Origin of the sequence: Dactylosporangium sucinum, assembly GCF_014647515.1 — a bacterium.
In the GTDB taxonomy this organism is placed as follows: domain Bacteria; phylum Actinomycetota; class Actinomycetes; order Mycobacteriales; family Micromonosporaceae; genus Dactylosporangium; species Dactylosporangium sucinum.
Genome location: NZ_BMPI01000004.1, coordinates 253,079 through 269,835, shown reverse-complemented (window position 1 = coordinate 269,835; position 16,757 = coordinate 253,079). Strand labels below are relative to the sequence as shown.

Sequence of the window (16,757 nt, the reverse complement as noted above, 5' to 3'; positions counted from 1 at the left end):
ACCTGACGTTCGCCTGGCAGCGGGCCGGCTCTCCTAGGTTGACCGCCATGCGACGGAAGCTGACCATGACGGCGCTGGCCGCCGGCACTCTGCTCACCATCATCCCGGGCACCGCGCACGCGGCGGCCCTCAAGGAGGTGCGGGCGACGGTGGAGACGCCCGCGCTCTACGACGACGAGGCGGGCGGCGACGCCAACGCCGACGACCCGGCCATCTGGGTCAACCCGGCGGACCGCGGCGCGAGCCTGGTCATCGGCACGGCCAAGAACGGTGGCCTGCGGGTCTACGACCTCAAGGGCCGCGAGCGGCAGGCGATCGACACCCCGCTGGCGCCCGGCGAGGACGACGCCGAGGGCCGCTTCAACAACGTCGACCTGGTCGGCGACCTGGTCGTGGTCACCGACCGCGGGCGCGACCAGCTCCGCTTCTACCGCGTCGACGCCAAGCGCGGCCGGCTCGTCGACGTCACCGCCGACGACGTGCCGTTCGCGTTCAACACCACCCAGGCCGAGGTCAACGAGCAGCGCACGGCCTACGGGCTCGGGCTGTTCCGCGACGCCGACGGCACGATCTACGCGGTGGTGAGCCGCCGCAGCACGCCCGAGGTCGGCCTGTTCAAGATCCTCGTCGGCCGGGACAAGGTGTCGTACCGCAAGGTCGACACCCTGGTGCTCCCGTCGACCTACACGCTGCCGAACCGCACGACGTGGTCGCCCTGCAACGACCCCGGCGACGGTCCGCAGGTCGAGGGCACCGTGGTCGACCCGACGACCCGGATCGCATACCTGGCCCAGGAGAAGATCGGCCTCTGGCGCATCCCGGTCTGGGGCGGCAAGTTCCGCGGCTCGGCGCAGTCGGTGGAGCGGGTGAAGGAGTTCGGCATCCCGGCCACGTACGATGCCGAGGAAGAGGAGTGCATCGTCGACTACTCGGCGGACCCCGGCTTCGGCGGGCGGATCGCGGCCGACGTCGAGGGCCTCACGATCTACCAGACCGGCCCGCTGAGCGGCACGCTGCTCGTCTCCAGCCAGGGCGACAGCACCTTCTACACCTACGACCGGCTCACCAACCGGCCGCTGGGTCACCTCGCGATCGTCGCCGGCAAGAAGATCGACGGCGCCGAGCACTGCGACGGTGCCGCGGTCGTCTCGACGCCGCTGCCCGGCTTCCCGAACGGGCTGCTCGTCGTGCACGACGGCGAGGAGACCCCGACCGACCCCGAGCGGGAGACGACCAACTTCAAGTTCCTCGATGCCGGCGCGGTGTTCAACCGTCGGTGACAGGAAGCTGACGGTGGCATGAAACCGTGAGCCCGAACTGGCGGAACGCTCCTAGCGTAAATGTCATCAGGAACACATGGGGTGTTCCGCCAGAGGGCGCACGGAGGTGCGAAATGGCTACCACGTTCGAGGCCGTTCGGGCCGAGGCGCTGTTCGCCTCGACGCTGCAGTCGTCGGAGAGCCCGGCCAACGCGGAGGTCCGCACGGCGACCGCCGGCATGCTGCGGCGGATCGGCATCCAGGGCTGCGCGGCGCGGGTCGCGAGCGAGTTCGGGGACCACCCGGAGACCGCCGTCGCGCGCATGGCGTGGGCGCTGGCGCGGGTCCGGGCCGCGTACCCGGCCGAGGGCAGCAAGGTGGTGCGGGCGATCCGCGAGCTGCGCGCCGCTTGATCCGCCGCCCGCTCCTGAGGCGCCGGGTCCGCGCCGGGCGTTGCTGAGGCATTTTCACGAAATGCCCCGGAGGTGCAACCGGTCCGCTCCACACTGATCACCAAGACGGCACAACCTTGGAGGTCACGGTGGAGCAGCACAAACTCACGATCGACATGAACGAGGCCACGATCGAGCAGCTGCGCGACCACCACTTCGCGCTCTTCGGCCTCCACGCGGTCGCCACGTCGGCGAGCGGCGCCCCGACGATCTGGCTCTCCGTCCACTACCTCGAGCGGCACATGGAGGTCACGTGGCAGGAGACGTACTCGATGTTCACCACCCGGCACCGGACGATGGCGCCGAGCACGAAGGTGGTGGCCACGCACAACTACCCGGCGCCGCTGGGTAGCGTCCTCACCGTCGCCGGCAACGACGGCGCCGGCATCGTCACGCCGGGCGGGCCGGCCGGGCACATGGAGATCGACAACACCGGGCGCACGGATCTCGGCGCCGGCCTGTGCATCCACGACACGCACGGGATGTACCAGCCGATCGGCATCTTCGACCTGATCGACGTGGACCTCTTCCAGCCGGTGCAGAAGATGGCCTTCTTCTTCTCGCCGATCCCGCACATGGCCGGCGAGATCGTGACGCGGTCGCTCGGGCCCGGGGTACTGCTGGACTATGCGATGGCCCGGAACAACACGCTGGCCATGGAGTACGACCTCCACAACGGCTGGGCCGCCGAGAACCGGCCCTACGCCAAGGCGATCGCGGCCAACGAGCCGCTCAACCCGACGCTGATCATCCGGTCGTCGGCCCTGCAGGCCCTGGCGATGCAGCGGCAGCGGACGACCAGCCGCTGACGCTGGACCGGCGCCTTTACCGTTCGGGTCCCGGGCGGCACACTCCCGGCATGGAGATTGTGCTGGCCGACGCCGCGCCGGAGCCGGGGTTCCTCGCCGGGACCGCGGTCGTCGTCGCCCTCGTGTGCATCGCGGTCATCGCCGCCGTCGTCGTGCTGGTCGTCTGGCTGCTGCGCCGGACGAAGAACAGCAAGTACTAGAGCAGCAGCAGCCCCGTGAGCACCGAGCAGGCGTTCGCCCCGACGCTGACGACGAGCAGCAGCAGCCGGTCGCGCCGGATGGCGACGGCCAGCACCGCGGCCTCGACCAGGGCCACCGCCGCCTCGGCCGCCCAGAACCGGACGGCTGACGGCCGCGGCGCGAGGAACCACCACAGCACCGGGTGGGTCAGCAGGTTGACGACCAGGCCGAGCGCGGCCGCCCGGCGCCACCCGGCGAGCCGCGTGCCGGCCAGCGCCACCGTGTACAGCGGCACCTCGACCGCCAGGGTCAGCAGCAGCGCGGTGAGCACCGCATGAAGGCTAGCCTCCTGTTCGTGGCGGCGGCGGGCGCCGCGCTCGCCGTCGCGCTGCGGGCCCCGCTGGCGACCGTGGTCCTCGGGCTGATCGCGTTCGGCGTGCTGCACAACGTGCTGGAGCTGCGCTACGTCACCGGCCGGTTCGCGCCGGTGCTCAACGGCCGGTTCCTGGCCGTGCTCCTCGGGCTGATCAGCGCGATCGTGCTGTGCCGGATCGCCGCGATGTTCATCGGGCAGCCGGCCCGCTACGCCGAGATCCTGGTCGGGTACGCCGTGCTGGCCGCGGGCTGCGCCTACGCGCTGCGCGGCTGGCGGCTGGGTGTCGCCGGCGCGGTGCTGACGCTCGCCACCGCGGTGTCGCTGGCCTGGCCGGGGTACCACTTCGTCGTGCTCGCCCACCTGCACAACGTGGTGCCGCTGTTCTTCCTGTGGGAGTGGGCTTCCTCGATGGGCCCGTCCGCCCGCCGATGGTTCCGCTGGACCCAGGTGGCGTGGGTGCTGGTCGTTCCCTTGCTGATCATGCTGGGCTTCGCCGATCCCCTGCTCGGCGACGTGCGGGAGACCACCGTCGCCGCGTTCGCCGGCTCGCCTGAGCGCATCATGGCGGTCAGCTCGCCACCGGAGGCCGGTCTGGCGGTCGGTGCGCGGTTCCTGGTGGTTTTCGCCTTCTTGCAGACTATGCACTACTTCGTCTGGGTGTGGTTCCTGCCGAGGCACGCGCCGGACGCCGCCCGGGCCTTCGAGGCCCGGGCGCCGTGGCTGCGCGGCTGGCGGGCCTGGGCGCTGGGCGGGCTGCTCGGCGGCGCACTGTCCGTGCTGTTCGTGATCGACTACGCCTCGGGTCGGGCGCTGTACAGCGCGTTCGCGTCGTACCACGCATATCTGGAGTTTCCGGTACTCCTGGCGATGCTCGTCGCAGTCGGTTCACAGCCGGTTTTCAGGAAAACCGCACCCAGAGGTCAGCAACCGGCGGCAGTCTCGACATGACAAGGGAACTCTGACGCTATCTGGAGCGAATCATGACGCGGCTGCTTGTGGTCGACGACGAGCCCGACATCGTCGAGCTGCTCTCCGCGAGCCTGAAGTACCACGGCTACGACGTCGCGAGCGCGACGAGCGGCCGGCAGGCGATGGAGGAGGCGCGCCGCTTCCGACCGGACATGATCCTGCTCGACGTCATGATGCCCGAGCTCGACGGGTTCGAGGTGCTCCGCAAGCTGCGCGGCGAGGGCACCCGCGTCCCGGTGCTGTTCCTGACCGCGCGCGACGCGACCGAGGACAAGATCAAGGGCCTCACGCTCGGCGGCGACGACTACGTCACCAAGCCGTTCAGCCTGTCCGAGATCCTCGCCCGCATCCAGGCCGTGCTGCGCCGGGCCGCCGACCCCGCCGGCGGCGCGCAGACGCAGTCGGCGCGGCTGTCCTTCGCCGACATCGAGCTGGACGAGGACACGCACGAGGTGTTCAAGGCGGGACAGGAGGTCCAGCTGTCCCCGACCGAGTTCAAGCTCCTGCGGTACTTCATGACCAACCCGGGTCGCGTGCTCTCCAAGGCCCAGATCCTGGACCACGTCTGGCAGTACGACTTCGGCGGCGACGCGGGCGTCGTCGAGTCCTACGTCTCCTACCTGCGCAAGAAGATCGACACCACCGAGCCGCGCCTCCTGCAGACGCTGCGCGGGGTGGGCTACTCCCTGCGCATGCCCCGGACATGAAAGCCCTGCCCCTACGCATCAAGCTCGTCGGGCTGATGCTCGTCCTGCTCGCCCTCGCGCTGGTGATGACCAGCGCGGTCGGCGTCTACAACACCCAGCACTACCTCAGCGACCGCCTCGACGAGCAGCTCAAGAACAACGCCGACCGGGCCGCCGAGCTCTGCAACGATCCCGTGCGGCAGTACATGCGCGGCCCCAAGCTGCCGCAGGGCTACTACGTCGGCTGCGTCGACCTCTCGACCGGCGCCATCACGCCGCGCGACTTCCAGCAGGGCTACAGCGCCACGTCCGGCCCGAAGGTGCCGGACAACGTCGTCGACCTCATCGGTGGGACGACGATCTCCACGTACTACACGACGGTGCCGTCCTCCAAGGCCGGCGGTCCCGATTGGCGACTCCTGGTCACCGTCGTTCCGCCGCAGGGCCCGAACCACGACCCGACCGTCGTGGTCGTCGGGTTCAGCCTCGACGAGGTGGACAAAACGGTCAACCAGCAGGTCTGGGTCAGCGCCACCGTCGGGGCCGGCGTCCTGCTCCTGCTCGCCGTGGTCGCATACCTGCTGGTCCGCTCCAGCCTCCGCCCGCTGGTCGAGGTCGAGGAGACCGCGGAGGCGATCGCGGCCGGCGACCTGACCCGCCGGGTGCCGTACGCCGACCCGCGCACCGAGGTCGGCGGCCTGTCCACGGCCCTGAACACGATGCTCGGCCAGATCGAGACGGCCTTCGACGAGCGCCGCGCCTCGGAGGAGGCCGCGCTGGCCTCGGAGGAGCGCATGCGCCGCTTCGTCGCCGACGCGTCGCACGAGCTGCGCACGCCACTCACGTCGATCCGCGGCTTCGCCGAGCTCCACCGCCAGTCGGGCCACGCGGACGAGACGATCGGCCGGATCGAGCACCACGCCACCCGCATGGGACTGCTCGTCGACGACCTGCTGCTGCTGGCCCGCATGGACCAGCAACGCCCCCTGGAGAAGAAACCGGTCGACCTGCTGTCCCTGGCCACGGACGCGATGATCGACGCCCGCGTGACGGCCTCCGACCACCGCCTGCGCCTGCGCACCGCGAGCAGCGACGACGACGACGCGGACGTGGAGCCGGCGGTCGTCCTGGGCGACGAGGCCCGCCTGCGGCAGGTGTTGCAAAACCTGCTGTCGAACGCCCTGAACCACACGCCCCTCGGCACGGAGGTCACGGTCTTCGTGGGCACCGACGGAAGGAACGCGGTGCTGGAGGTCTCGGACAACGGCCCGGGCATGACGCCGGAGGACGCGTCCCGCGTCTTCGAACGCTTCTACCGCACCGACCCGTCCCGCACCCGCGCGCTGGGCGGCTCGGGCCTGGGCCTGTCGATCGTGGCCGCCCTGGTGCACGCGCACGGCGGCGAGGTCACCCTCCGAACGGCCCCGGGCGAGGGCGCCACCTTCCGGGTGACCCTCCCGCTGGCGAAGCTGTGACCTGGGGCAGGCGCTCGACCGGCTCCGTTTGCTCGCCCCCTGACCTGCCCTCACGCTCCTTGCTCGCCGCTCTGATCTGCCCTGACGCTTCTTGCTCGCCGCTCTGACCTGCTGATTCGTTGCTCGACCCTTGACCTGCGGCGGCGCCCTTCGACCACCGTGCCCCCACCGGGATCACCCTCGCTCGGCCTCGGCGCCCGGCGCGCCCACGTCCACTTCACCGCCTGACGTGTTGAAGTTAAGGAATGGCGTGCGGCGTGCACGGCAGTTGGGTATGGAGTGCGCGTGTTCGATGGCTTCCAGCAAGGCCGGGTCGACCTGTGGGAGATCACGCTGTGCTTCCAGCGGGCCGGCCACGGCCCCGCGGTACTCCTCCTGCAAGACCACACCCGCACCCAAGCCACCTGGCACCACGTCGCCCCCCTCCTCGCCGCCGACTTCGCGGTCGTCTGCCCCGACCCGCCCACCCCGGACCGCACCGACCACGAGGCAGCCCTCGACTGCGTGGCCCTGATGAAGTCCCTGGGCCACGACGAGTTCTCGGTAGCCGGCCAAGGCACCGGCGCCCACGTCGCTCTCCGGCTGGCCCTCAACCACCCCACGCTGGTCGAACGGCTGGCCCTCCTCGACACCGACCCACCCACGCCCGACGTACCACCCACGCAAGCAACGGCGCCTATACCCGCCCCACCAACTGAGGCAACGGCGCCCGTACCCGCCGCCCGACCGACTCCAGCAACGGCACCCATACCCGGCGCCGCACCAACTCCAGCGACGGCGCCCGTCCCAACTGCGCTACCCACGACAGCCACGCGGCCCACCGTCGCCACGGCGCCCCACCCGACACCGCCACCGCCCACCACGACGGCCCCGCCGATCCCGGCCGGGCCGCGCGCCCCTGGCATGCCGGTCGGGCGGCGGTTCTTCCGGCCGACGCTCGTCCTCTGGAGCACCGCGGGCGGGCGGATGGATCCCGCGGCGGGCTGGCGGGTCTGGTGTGAGGATCTCCGATCTGTCGGTATCGACGGCGGCCACCGCCTTGCGGAGGAGGCGCCCGACGAGGTGGCGGCCGCGCTCGGGGAGTTTCTCGGTCAGGGCACCAACCCCGTCTCGTAGGCGACGATCACGAGCTGGGCACGATCGCGGGCGTCCAGCTTGGCCAGGAGCCGGCCCACGTGGGTCTTCACGGTGGCCAGGCTGAGGTGCAGGTGGTCGGCGATCTCGCCGTTGGACAGGCCGCGGCCGACCAGCGTCAGCACCTCCCGCTCCCGTTCGGTCACGCCGTCGAGGCGGCGGGTCACCGGCCGGGACGGCTGCCCCCGGTGCGCGAACTCCGCGATCAAGCGCCCGGTCACCGACGGCGCCAGCAGGCCGTCGCCGCCCGCGACGACGCGGATACCGTTGAGCAGCTCGGCCGGCGGGGTGTCCTTCAGCAGGAAGCCGCTGGCCCCGGCGCGCAACGCCCCGAAGACGTACTCGTCCAGATCGAACGTCGTCAAGATCAAAACATGCGTGCCGGCCATCGCGGAATCGGCGCAGATCTGCCGGGTGGCCTCGATCCCGTCCATGCCGGGCATCCGCACATCCATCAGGACGACGTCGGGACGGTGCTCGGCGGCCAGCGCGACCGCCTCGGCGCCGGTGCCGGCCTCGCCGACCGTGACGCAGTCGCCGCTCAGATCCACCAGCACCCGGAAACTGCCCCGCAGCAGCGCCTGATCGTCGGCGATGAGCACACGGATCACCGTCCACCGCCGTACGGAAGCCTGGCAAACACCGCGAACCCGCCCCCGGGTCGAGGACCGGCCCGGAACTCACCGCCGTGCAGGGCGGCCCGCTCCCGCATGCCGATCAGGCCGTGGCCTGCGAGGCTGACCGTGGGCGGACGGGTGCCCTCGTCGGTGACCTCGATTCGGACGTCGTCCGGCCCCACGAGGACGTCGACCCGGCACACGGTCGGCGCCGCATGCTTGACCACGTTGGTGACCGCCTCCTGCACAATCCGGTACACCGCCAGCGCCACGTCGGCGGGCACGTCACCGGGCGTCTTGCCCGACACCTCGCTCTGCGCCTTGCCCAATGCCTCGCCCGGAAGCTTGCCCGATACCCCGCCCGGCGCCTTGCCCAATGCCCCAGCCGACGCCTTGCCCGATACCCCGCCCGGCGCCTCTCCCGGCAGCTTGCCCAATGCCTCGCCTGGCGCCTTGCCCAACGCCTCGGCCGGCGGCCGGCCCGGCGCCTCGCCCGGCGGCTTGCCCAACGCCTCGGCCGGCGGCTTGCCCGGTCTCTTGCCGGACGTCTTGCCCGATGACTTGCCCGGTCCGCCGTCGCGGCGCACGTCGAGGTGGACGTCGACGCCGCCGACCGCGGCCCGCTCGGCGAGGTCCGCCAGATCGTCGAGGCCGTGCGTCTGGCTGCCGACGGCCCCGGGGCCGTCCTCGCGCAGCACGTCAAGCACCCGCCGGACCTCGGCCATCGCCGTCCGCCCGGTCTGCTCGATCGCCTGCAGCGCGCGCCGAGCCTCTTGCGGGCTCACGTCGGCGACGTGGTTGCCGACCGACGCCTGCACCACGATGAGCGTCATCGTGTGGGCGATGACGTCGTGCAGCTCGCGGGCCACCCGCAGCCGCTCGTCGGTCGCGGCCTGCCGGACCGCCTGCTGCCCGGCCCGCTCGTTCTGCTGCCGCGCGACCCGCACGATGTAGCCGATCCCGTAGGACGGCCCGATGATGAGCACCGCATAGCCGACCGAGCTGGCCATCGACCATAGCCACTGTCCCCCGCCCAGCTCCGTGGCCGGCCACAGCACGTCACCGCCGGCCAGGGACACCAGCACCAGGGCGATGCAGCCCGCGGCGACCGGCCACGACTGGCGGCCCGGCACGTCGGCACCGAGCGTATACAGAACCATGATCACGGCATAGGCCGGCGCCACCGCGGCGAACGACGGGATGATCCCCGTGGCGAGCGCCGCTGCGGCAGCCACGCTGACAGCTCCGGCCATGGCCCGCGGCGACCATCGCCGAAACGCCACGGGCACGCCGACGGCCATCGCGACCAGCACCGACAGCCAGATCGGCTCCAGCGGGTTGCCGGCCTCCGGCTCGGCCCGGGCCGCATAGAGGCAGAGCAGCACCGCGACCGCCGCCAGCAGGGCGTCGAGCGCGTATCGCTCGGCCGGCCGGGGCTTGCGAAGCAGCAGTGCATGGACCACGCGTCGACGGTAGCCGCCGGGACAGGCCGGCGCGTCGGCTCCTGATCCGTCAGACCCAGGTATGACTTCGGCCGCCGCAGGCCTGCGTCGTCAGACCCTGGGTGGATCGGAAAGTGTCCATGCCGGTCCGACGCGGACCGACCCCCGATCGCGGGACAGTGGCCGCCATGACGACACAGACGGTGGTGCTGCGGGACGTCCGGGCCGTGTTCGGCACCGGCACCCGGCAGGTGACCGCGCTCGACGGCGTCTCCGTGACGTTCGAGCGCGGGCGGTTCGCCGCGGTGATGGGGCCGTCCGGCTCCGGCAAGTCGACGCTGCTGCATTGCGCCGCCGGTCTCGACCGCCCGGCCGGCGGGACGGTGACCATCGACGGCACCCGGCTCGACGGGCTCAGCGAGGACGCCCTGACCAGGCTTCGGCGCGACCGGATCGGCTTCGTGTTCCAGGCGTTCAACCTGGTGTCCGCGCTCACCGCCGAGCAGAACGTCGCGCTCCCGATGCGGCTCGCCGGGCGCCGCCCACCGGCGACCGAGGTGACCGCGGCGCTGGACGCGGTCGGCCTGACCGGTCGGGCCGGGCACCGTCCGAGCGAGCTGTCGGGCGGTGAGCAGCAGCGCGTGGCCCTCGCCCGGGCGCTCATCAGCCGGCCGGCGGTCGTCTTCGCCGACGAGCCGACCGGGGCACTCGACAGCGTGACCTCGAAGCAGGTGCTGCAGTTGCTCCGGGCCCTCGTGGACGAGCACGGCCTGACGGTCGTGATGGTCACCCACGATCAAGAGGCGGCCGGATACGCCGACCGGATCGTGACCCTCGCCGACGGACGGGTCGTCTCATGCTGAGGCGGATCACCGGCGCCTTCGTCGCCGTCGCGATCGGCGTGGCCCTCGTGGCGGCCGCGACGCTGCTGCTGGCATCCGGCCGGGCCAAGGTGCCGGACCGGTTCGCCGCGGCCCCGGTCGTCGTGGCCGGGCCGGAGGCCAGCACCCCTGGCATGCCGTTCCCGCCGGCCCGGCCCTGGTCCTCCGCCGACGCCCAGACGCTCGGCGCCCGGCTGGCCAGCCTGCCCGGGGTCGCGGAGGCCGTGCCCGACCGCACCTTCTACGCGCAGGTGTCCGGCCACGAGCGGGACCGGCCCGAGGGCCACGGATGGTCGAGCGCCCGCCTCGGCGGGCTGGAGCTCACCGCGGGCGCCCCGCCGGCCCGGCCCGGTGAGGTCGTCGTCGGCGAGCAGGTGGGCGCCGCACCCGGCACGGCGGTCACGCTGCTGACGGCGGCCGGACCGCAGCGGTACCTCGTGACGGGCGTCGTCGCCGCACCGCTGATCTTCGTCGCGGACGACGTCGCCGCCGGTCTGGCGCCGGGCGTCAGCACGATCGGGCTCCGGCTCGAGCCCGGCGCCGACGCGGGCCGGGTCGCCGCCGACGCGCGGGACGTCGTGGGCACCGGCGGCCGAGTGCTCACCGGCGACGGGCGCGGCGCGCTGGAGCCGCGGGCGGACGCCCGATTGCGGTGGATCGGCATGCAAGCGCTCACCGGGACCGCCGCGCTCGGCGGGTTCGTGACGGTGTTCGTCGTGGCCTCGACGTTCGCGTTCACGGTCGCGCAGCGCCGTCGCGAGCTCGGCCTGCTGCGGGCGATCGGCGCGACGCCCGGACAGGTCCGGCGGATGGTGCTGGGCGAGGCGCTCGCCGTCGGGGCGGCCGGGTCCGTCGCCGGGCTGCTGGTGGGGGCCGTGCTCGCGCCCGGCGTGGGCCGGATTCTTGTCTGGGCGCGGTTGGAGCCGACGACGTTCGAGGTCCGGTTCACGGTCTGGCCGGTGCTGGTCTCGCTCGCTGTCGGGCCGGTGGTGGCGGTGCTCGGCGCCTGGTCGGCGGCCCGGCGGGCGGCCCGGGTGGGGCCGCTGGAGGCGCTGCGCGAGGCCGCCGTCGAGCAGCGGCCGATGGGGTGGGCCCGCTGGGTGCTCGGCGCTGTCCTGCTCGCGGTGGGGGTGGCGCTGGCCATTGGCACCGCCGCGTCGGATGACGCACAGGACGGCGCGACATTCGCGCTGTACAGCGCAATGGCCCTGGTCACCGGGGTGACGGCGCTGGCGCCGGCTGCGGTGCCGCCGATCGTGCGGCTGTGCCGGCTGCCGGTGCGCACCAAGGGCGGCGCCGTCGGGCTGCTGGTGCGGGAGAGCGCGCTGACGGCGGCTCGGCGGACCGCCTCCACGGCGGCGCCCGTGCTGCTCACCGTCGCGTTCGCGGTGCTGGTGTCGGGCATGGTGCACACGTCCACGGAGGCGTACGCGGCGGGTCGCGCGGCCGACGCCGATGCCGGTTGGACGCTGGTTCCGCAGGACGGCGTGCCCGGCCTGAGCGAGGCGGTCGTCGCCGCTGTGCCCGGTCGGGCGTTGTTGCCGACGACGGGGTACGTCGATGTGGGGAACAAGACCGAGGCGCGCTCGGTGGTTGGCGTCGCCAGGCCGGATCTGACCGGCGACGGCGTGGTGGTGCCGGCCGGGTCGGGGCGCCGGGTCGGTGAGGCGTTAGCGGTCGTCTTCGCCGATGGCGAGCGGGTGACGTTGCGGGTCACGGCGCTGGAGCCGGACGGTTCGTTGCCGGCCGAGCTGGTGGTGTCGCGGGATACGGTGCGCAGGCATGATCCGTCGGCGCTGACGCCCGCGATCCAGCTCGGCGAGCGGATCGAGCTGCCCGCCGATTCGGGGGCACGGGTCGTCGACGTGCGGACGTGGGCGGCCGAGGCGGACGCCGAGGAGGACCGGCTGGTCTGGGTGTTCACGATGCTGCTGATCGCGGTGTCGGCTGGGTACGGGGCGATCGCGGTGGCGAACACGCTGCTCATGGCGGCGGCCGGGCGGGCACCCGACCTGCGGGTGCTGCGGCTGACGGGAGCGACCCGGCGCCAGGTGACGCGGTTCGTGCTGGCTGAGTCGTCGCTGATGGTGCTGATCGGGGCGGTGCTGGGCGGCGCGGTCGCGTTCGGTGCGCTGCTGAGCATCCGGGCGGGGTTGAGCGAGCAGGTCGGCGCCCCGGTCGACCTGGTCGTGCCGTGGCCGGTGGTCGGTGGTGTGGTCGGCCTGTGCCTGCTGCTCGCGGTGCTGGCCGGGGTGGCAACCAGCCGCCGGGCCTGGGTCGACACGAGCCGTCAGGCGGAGTGAGAGTCGACCACTCAGTGTCCGCTCGCCGCGGTCCACAGTGGCTCGGGCTGGGGGTCCCAGGGTGCTGGGGGCCCCGGCGCGGGCGGTGGCGCCGCCTGGCGACCGCCGCCTGGCAACCCGCGGCCGTGGGGTCCAGCGGCGGAAGCCCGGCGTGGTACAGCCGAGCGCCCGGGCTTCTGTCCGACGTGGACGGTGCCCGGGCGCTCGACCCTCTGTGGGAGTCAGGCCTTCTTGATGGCGTCGCCGTCGACCTTGATGGCCACCGCGGCCAGGGACCTGGTGGCCGGGCCGCGCGCCACCGAGCCGTCGGCGACCTTGAACTTGCTGCCGTGGCAGGGGCAGTTGATGGTGCCGCCGGAGACGTCTCCCACCACGCAGCCGGCGTGGGTGCAGATGGCGGTGAAGCACTTGAAGGTGCCGGCCGTTGGTTGGGTTACGACGATCTTCTGGTCCTCGAAGACCTTGCCGCCGCCCACCGGGATGTCGCCCGTCTTGGCGAAACCGGCGCCGCCACCGCCGCCCGCCGTCGAGCCACCGCCCGCGCCGTCGGCGCCGCCGCCAGTGCCAGCGCCGCCTGCGGAGCCGTCGCCGGCCGCGGCGCCGTTGGTGCCTGTGTCGCCGTAGGCGGCGCAGGCCGTCAGGGCCGCCGTTACGCCGGCCGCGCCGGCGCTCGCCAGGAGGGTTCGGCGGGTCGTCTGGTTGGTCATTGCAGGAGTCCCTTTCAGAACTTGACGCCGAAGGTGGTGAAGAACCACAGCGCGGAGGTGACGAACAGGCCCGACAAGGCCGTGAAGACCAGGCCGCCGAGGAAGGGCAGGGCCCAGTTCGGGACGCCCTTCTTGGCCAGGAGGAGCATCTTCGTGGCGAACGTGCCGTAGAAGAAGCAGCCCAGCAGCGAGTGGGCGAGGACGCGGGTGTCGTACTCGGCGAAGCCCAGCGCGTAGAGGCAGTGCAGCGCCACCGGGATCGACGTGATGAAGGCCACGCGGCCGGACCAGCGGTGGACCGCGCCCAGCCAGGAGGCGCCGCCGAAGAGCTTGATTTTGCCGTACATCACCAGGGCGGTGAACAGCTGCACCAGCGCCAGGAAGCCGGCCAGGGTCGCCAGCCAGACCTTGACCGTCTGCGGGCTGGAGAAGCCGGCCACGTTCACCGCGATGCCCGTCGGCTCGTGCAGCTTGCCGTACACGCCCAGGGCGGCGGCCACCAGGCAGCCGACCAGCACGGGGACGATGAGCGTCGCGGCGGACTTCGGGGACGGCGGCGGCACGACCGGGGCGGGCGCAGGCGCCGGCCAGGACTCCGTCACGGGAATCGGCCGCTCCATGGGGGTAGACATCGCAGGCGCTCCCTTACGCGGCCGGGGTCGAGGATTCGATGGTGATCACGGTGCCGTCGACGGTGACGGTCCTGGCGTTGATGTCGAACGCGGGCGCGGGCTTCGCGGTGCCGCCGGTGCTGTCCACGCCTACCTGAGTGCCGTCGGGGAGGACGACCCAGCTCGCGTCGAGCCGGCTGCGCAGGGCCGTGGCCGAGCGGTAGAGGCCCGACGGCGGAGCGGCCGGCTTGATCGCGAACTCCCACGTCTTGCCGCCGGCGGTGACGCTGCCCGAGGCCACGCCGTTGCCGTAGCTGCCCTTGAGGCTGCCCTTCGGGCCCTTCAGGTCGATCTGCCCGTTCGCCATCGTGCCTTCCAGCCAGGCCTCGGCGGACTTGCCGTCGCAGACGTAGGCGATCGCCTTGCCCTTGTTGACCACGATCGCGAGCGACGCGACGCCGGACTTCACCGAGCCCGCGTACGTCTGCGTGCCCTGCTGGCCGGCCGGCCCGCTCCCGTCGCCGACGACCGCCGGCGACGACGGCGCGGACGGCGAAGCGGAAGACAAAGCGGAAGGCGAGTCGGAAGCCGCCCCGGAAGCCGCCGCAGAAGCCGCGGTGTTGTTGCGCGCGACGTCATTGCTGAGGTCGACATTGAGCGTGTAGATGACGCCGGCCATGACCAGTCCGACGCCGAGCGTGATGATCGGTCCCTTGAGCTTCATCGAGTACTCCCACAGATCGGGTCCAGAGCCGATAGGCCGCGACCCAAACCAGCTAGAACGTGCTGTCGGTGAATATGAGACCGAGGTTGGCGTAGCGTGTCTGCGTCCAAAGACGCACAACGCAACTGCTGCAATGTCGCCAACGTGACCAGTGAAGGGTGGGTGCGTCGATGCCACGCGTCGCCGTCTGGGCCGTGCACCTCGCGCTGCCGATCGCCGGACTCTGGCTCCTGCTGACCACCCCCGGCGCCGACGTCATCTGGCAGCACCATCAGACGCACTTCTGGCTGGTCGTCACGGTGGCGGCGGTCAACGTCGCGATCGGCGCGGCGATGAGCGTCGCCGCGCAGCACCGGTCGGACGGACGGCTGTTCCTGGTCTCGCTGGTGTTCCTGTCCGCGGCCGGGTTCCTGTTCGCGCACGCGCTGGCGACGCCGGGCGTGCTCATCGGCCACCCGAACGCCGGTTTCGACTCGGCGATGGCGGTCGGCCTGATCTTCGGCTCCATGCTCGCCGTGCTGTCGTCGTTGCGACTGCCGACCGGCATCACGCGCTGGCAGCTGACGCTGCGCGCGGCGCTGGGTCTGGTCCTGTTCGCGTGGATGATCGTGTCGGTGCTCGACCTGCCGCCGCTGAACCGGCAGACGCAGGTCCGTGACGTCGAGGGCGCGCTGGTGTGGGCGTCGTGGGTGGCCGTCGCGCTGTACGCGATCGCCGCGATTCGCTTCTACTCGCAGTACCGCCGGAGCCCCAGCGCCGTCCTGATCTCCATCGTGACCGCGTTCGTGCTGCTCGCGGAGTCGATGGTCAACGTGACGCTGGCGGACAAGTGGCGGCTCTCCTGGTGGGAGTGGCACATCGTCCTGACGCTCGCGTTCCTGTTCGTCGGATATTCGGCATATATCCAGTACCGCCGCGAAGGCACCACTGCGGGGCTCTTCGACGGCATCGCGGTCGCGGAGACCAAGCGGCGCATCCGCGCGCAGTACGCGGAGGCGCTGGAGGAGCTGGTCGACGCGCTGCAGGGCTCCGAGCGCGGCGCGCCGCCCGAGCAGCTCGCGGCCCGGATGGCCGAGCGCTTCGGGCTGACCGAGATGCAGGCAGCGGTGCTCGACCGGGCGGCCGCCGCGCTGCTGGCCGAGCGGGAGCTGTCCGAGCAGCTCAACGCCCTGGTGACGGTCGGCGAGCAGGCGCGGGTGGGGCAGGGCGAGGCCGAGTTCCTGCGGGCCGCGACCGGCGCCGTCCGCGACTCGTTCGGCCCGGTCGAGGTGGGGCTGGTGTCGAACAACCGGCTCGACCTGCAGGGCGACGACGTGCTGCCGCTGACGGTCAAGGGGCAGGTCGCCGGCGCGGTGCGGATCCCGGCCGGTGGCCGGCCCGAGCTGCGGGCGACCCTCGCCAACCAGCTGTCGATCGGTCTCGAGAACGCGCGACTGTACGGCGAGCTCTCCACCCTGTTCCGCCAGTACATGTCGCCGGACGTGGCGGCGGCGCTGCTCGCCGACCCGGACCAGGCGGCCCTGGGCGGGCAGCTCGTCGACGTCACCGCCCTGTTCGCGGACCTGCGCGGCTTCACCACGTTCTCCGAGGCGGTGGAGCCGGGCGACATCGTGGAGATGCTCAACCGGTACCACGGGGTCGCCGTTCCCTGCATCCTCGACAACGGCGGCACGATCGTGCAGTTCGTCGGCGACGCGCTGCTCGCGCTGTTCAACGCGCCCGCCCGCCAGGCCGACCACGAGGCGCGGGCGGTCCGGGCCGCGCTGCAGATGCAGGCGGCGGTCCGCGGGATCGCCGAGGGCCGGCCGGACTGGCCGCGGTTCCGGGTCGGCGCCAACACCGGCCCGGCGCTGGTCGGCAACATCGGCAGCGAGCTGCTGCGCGGCTTCAACGCGATGGGCGACGCGGTCAACGTCGCCGCCCGCCTGCAGACGATCGCCGAGCCGGGCCAGGTGGTGATCGGCGGCGCCACCTTCGACGCGCTGCCGGCGGCCGACCAGGCCCGCGCGGCGTTCCTCGGCGACCTCGAAGTGAAAGGTCGCCGACAGACAGTCCGGGCGTATGTGGTCCATAGTGGGCCGTGATCGGTTCGGAGCGAGGCGGGGAGGCCGATCACCATGGGCACGGTCTGC

Annotated in this window: 17 protein-coding genes; 11 read left to right on the top strand and 6 right to left on the bottom strand. The window is 72.2% G+C overall.

The window, feature by feature from the left end:
- Positions 1-47: 47 nt before the first annotated feature.
- From IEZ31_RS05440 to IEZ31_RS05425, 4 genes are all read left to right on the top strand, one after another.
- Positions 48-1,280, top strand: coding sequence for a phytase (locus IEZ31_RS05440; RefSeq protein WP_229834242.1), 1,233 nt, complete (start codon positions 48-50; stop codon positions 1,278-1,280).
- A gap of 113 nt (positions 1,281-1,393) precedes the next feature.
- Entirely contained in the window at positions 1,394-1,672 is a 279-nt protein-coding gene (locus tag IEZ31_RS05435) for a hypothetical protein (protein WP_190248598.1), read from the top strand.
- A 128-nt stretch (positions 1,673-1,800) separates the two neighbouring features.
- On the top strand, positions 1,801-2,520 hold the full coding sequence (locus tag IEZ31_RS05430) for a hypothetical protein (RefSeq protein ID WP_190248597.1): 720 nt from the start codon (positions 1,801-1,803) through the stop codon (positions 2,518-2,520).
- Between the two features lie 50 nt (positions 2,521-2,570).
- On the top strand, positions 2,571-2,720 hold the full coding sequence (locus IEZ31_RS05425) for a hypothetical protein (protein WP_190248596.1): 150 nt from the start codon (positions 2,571-2,573) through the stop codon (positions 2,718-2,720).
- Here IEZ31_RS05425 and IEZ31_RS05420 read toward each other — a convergent pair.
- Complete coding sequence (locus IEZ31_RS05420; protein WP_190248595.1) at positions 2,717-3,031, bottom strand: hypothetical protein; 315 nt, start codon at positions 3,029-3,031, stop codon at positions 2,717-2,719. The genes IEZ31_RS05425 and IEZ31_RS05420 overlap by 4 nt on opposite strands.
- Positions 3,032-3,034: 3 nt before the next feature.
- Here IEZ31_RS05420 and IEZ31_RS05415 point away from each other — a divergent pair, with 3 nt between their 5' ends.
- The 4 genes from IEZ31_RS05415 to IEZ31_RS05400 all read left to right on the top strand — a co-directional run bounded on the left by IEZ31_RS05415 (position 3,035) and on the right by IEZ31_RS05400 (position 7,322).
- Positions 3,035-4,024, top strand: a complete 990-nt coding sequence (locus IEZ31_RS05415) for a hypothetical protein (RefSeq protein WP_190248594.1) — start codon at positions 3,035-3,037, stop codon at positions 4,022-4,024.
- A gap of 32 nt (positions 4,025-4,056) precedes the next feature.
- A complete protein-coding gene (locus IEZ31_RS05410; RefSeq protein ID WP_190248593.1) occupies positions 4,057-4,752 on the top strand; it encodes a response regulator transcription factor in 696 nt (231 codons plus the stop codon).
- On the top strand, positions 4,749-6,206 hold the full coding sequence (locus IEZ31_RS05405) for a sensor histidine kinase (protein ID WP_190248592.1): 1,458 nt from the start codon (positions 4,749-4,751) through the stop codon (positions 6,204-6,206). Before IEZ31_RS05410 ends, IEZ31_RS05405 begins: the two co-directional genes overlap by 4 nt.
- Before the next feature lie 285 nt (positions 6,207-6,491).
- On the top strand, positions 6,492-7,322 hold the full coding sequence (locus IEZ31_RS05400; protein ID WP_190248591.1) for an alpha/beta fold hydrolase: 831 nt from the start codon (positions 6,492-6,494) through the stop codon (positions 7,320-7,322).
- Here IEZ31_RS05400 and IEZ31_RS05395 read toward each other — a convergent pair.
- Complete coding sequence (locus IEZ31_RS05395; RefSeq protein WP_190248590.1) at positions 7,298-7,951, bottom strand: response regulator; 654 nt, start codon at positions 7,949-7,951, stop codon at positions 7,298-7,300. The two genes, IEZ31_RS05400 and IEZ31_RS05395, sit on opposite strands and share 25 nt — an antisense overlap.
- Entirely contained in the window at positions 7,948-9,420 is a 1,473-nt protein-coding gene (locus IEZ31_RS05390) for a sensor histidine kinase (RefSeq protein ID WP_190248589.1), read from the bottom strand. The genes IEZ31_RS05395 and IEZ31_RS05390 overlap by 4 nt, the downstream gene beginning before the upstream one ends.
- Positions 9,421-9,587: 167 nt before the next feature.
- Here IEZ31_RS05390 and IEZ31_RS05385 point away from each other — a divergent pair, with 167 nt between their 5' ends.
- Together IEZ31_RS05385 and IEZ31_RS05380 are read left to right on the top strand one after the other, a co-directional pair.
- Complete coding sequence (locus tag IEZ31_RS05385) at positions 9,588-10,262, top strand: ABC transporter ATP-binding protein (protein ID WP_190248588.1); 675 nt, start codon at positions 9,588-9,590, stop codon at positions 10,260-10,262.
- Entirely contained in the window at positions 10,256-12,583 is a 2,328-nt protein-coding gene (locus IEZ31_RS05380; protein ID WP_190248587.1) for an FtsX-like permease family protein, read from the top strand. Before IEZ31_RS05385 ends, IEZ31_RS05380 begins: the two co-directional genes overlap by 7 nt.
- 221 nt (positions 12,584-12,804) lie before the next feature.
- Here IEZ31_RS05380 and IEZ31_RS05375 read toward each other — a convergent pair whose 3' ends face one another.
- From IEZ31_RS05375 to IEZ31_RS05365, 3 genes are read right to left on the bottom strand one after another with little or no spacing between them, the layout of a single operon-like run.
- Positions 12,805-13,290, bottom strand: a complete 486-nt coding sequence (locus tag IEZ31_RS05375; RefSeq protein ID WP_190248586.1) for a Rieske (2Fe-2S) protein — start codon at positions 13,288-13,290, stop codon at positions 12,805-12,807.
- A gap of 14 nt (positions 13,291-13,304) precedes the next feature.
- Complete coding sequence (locus IEZ31_RS05370) at positions 13,305-13,922, bottom strand: DUF6529 family protein (protein ID WP_229834241.1); 618 nt, start codon at positions 13,920-13,922, stop codon at positions 13,305-13,307.
- 13 nt (positions 13,923-13,935) lie between these two features.
- A complete protein-coding gene (locus IEZ31_RS05365; RefSeq protein ID WP_190248585.1) occupies positions 13,936-14,625 on the bottom strand; it encodes a hypothetical protein in 690 nt (229 codons plus the stop codon).
- A 170-nt stretch (positions 14,626-14,795) separates the two neighbouring features.
- Here IEZ31_RS05365 and IEZ31_RS58820 point away from each other — a divergent pair, with 170 nt between their 5' ends.
- Complete coding sequence (locus tag IEZ31_RS58820; protein WP_308429349.1) at positions 14,796-16,709, top strand: adenylate/guanylate cyclase domain-containing protein; 1,914 nt, start codon at positions 14,796-14,798, stop codon at positions 16,707-16,709.
- Positions 16,710-16,757 lie beyond the last annotated feature (48 nt).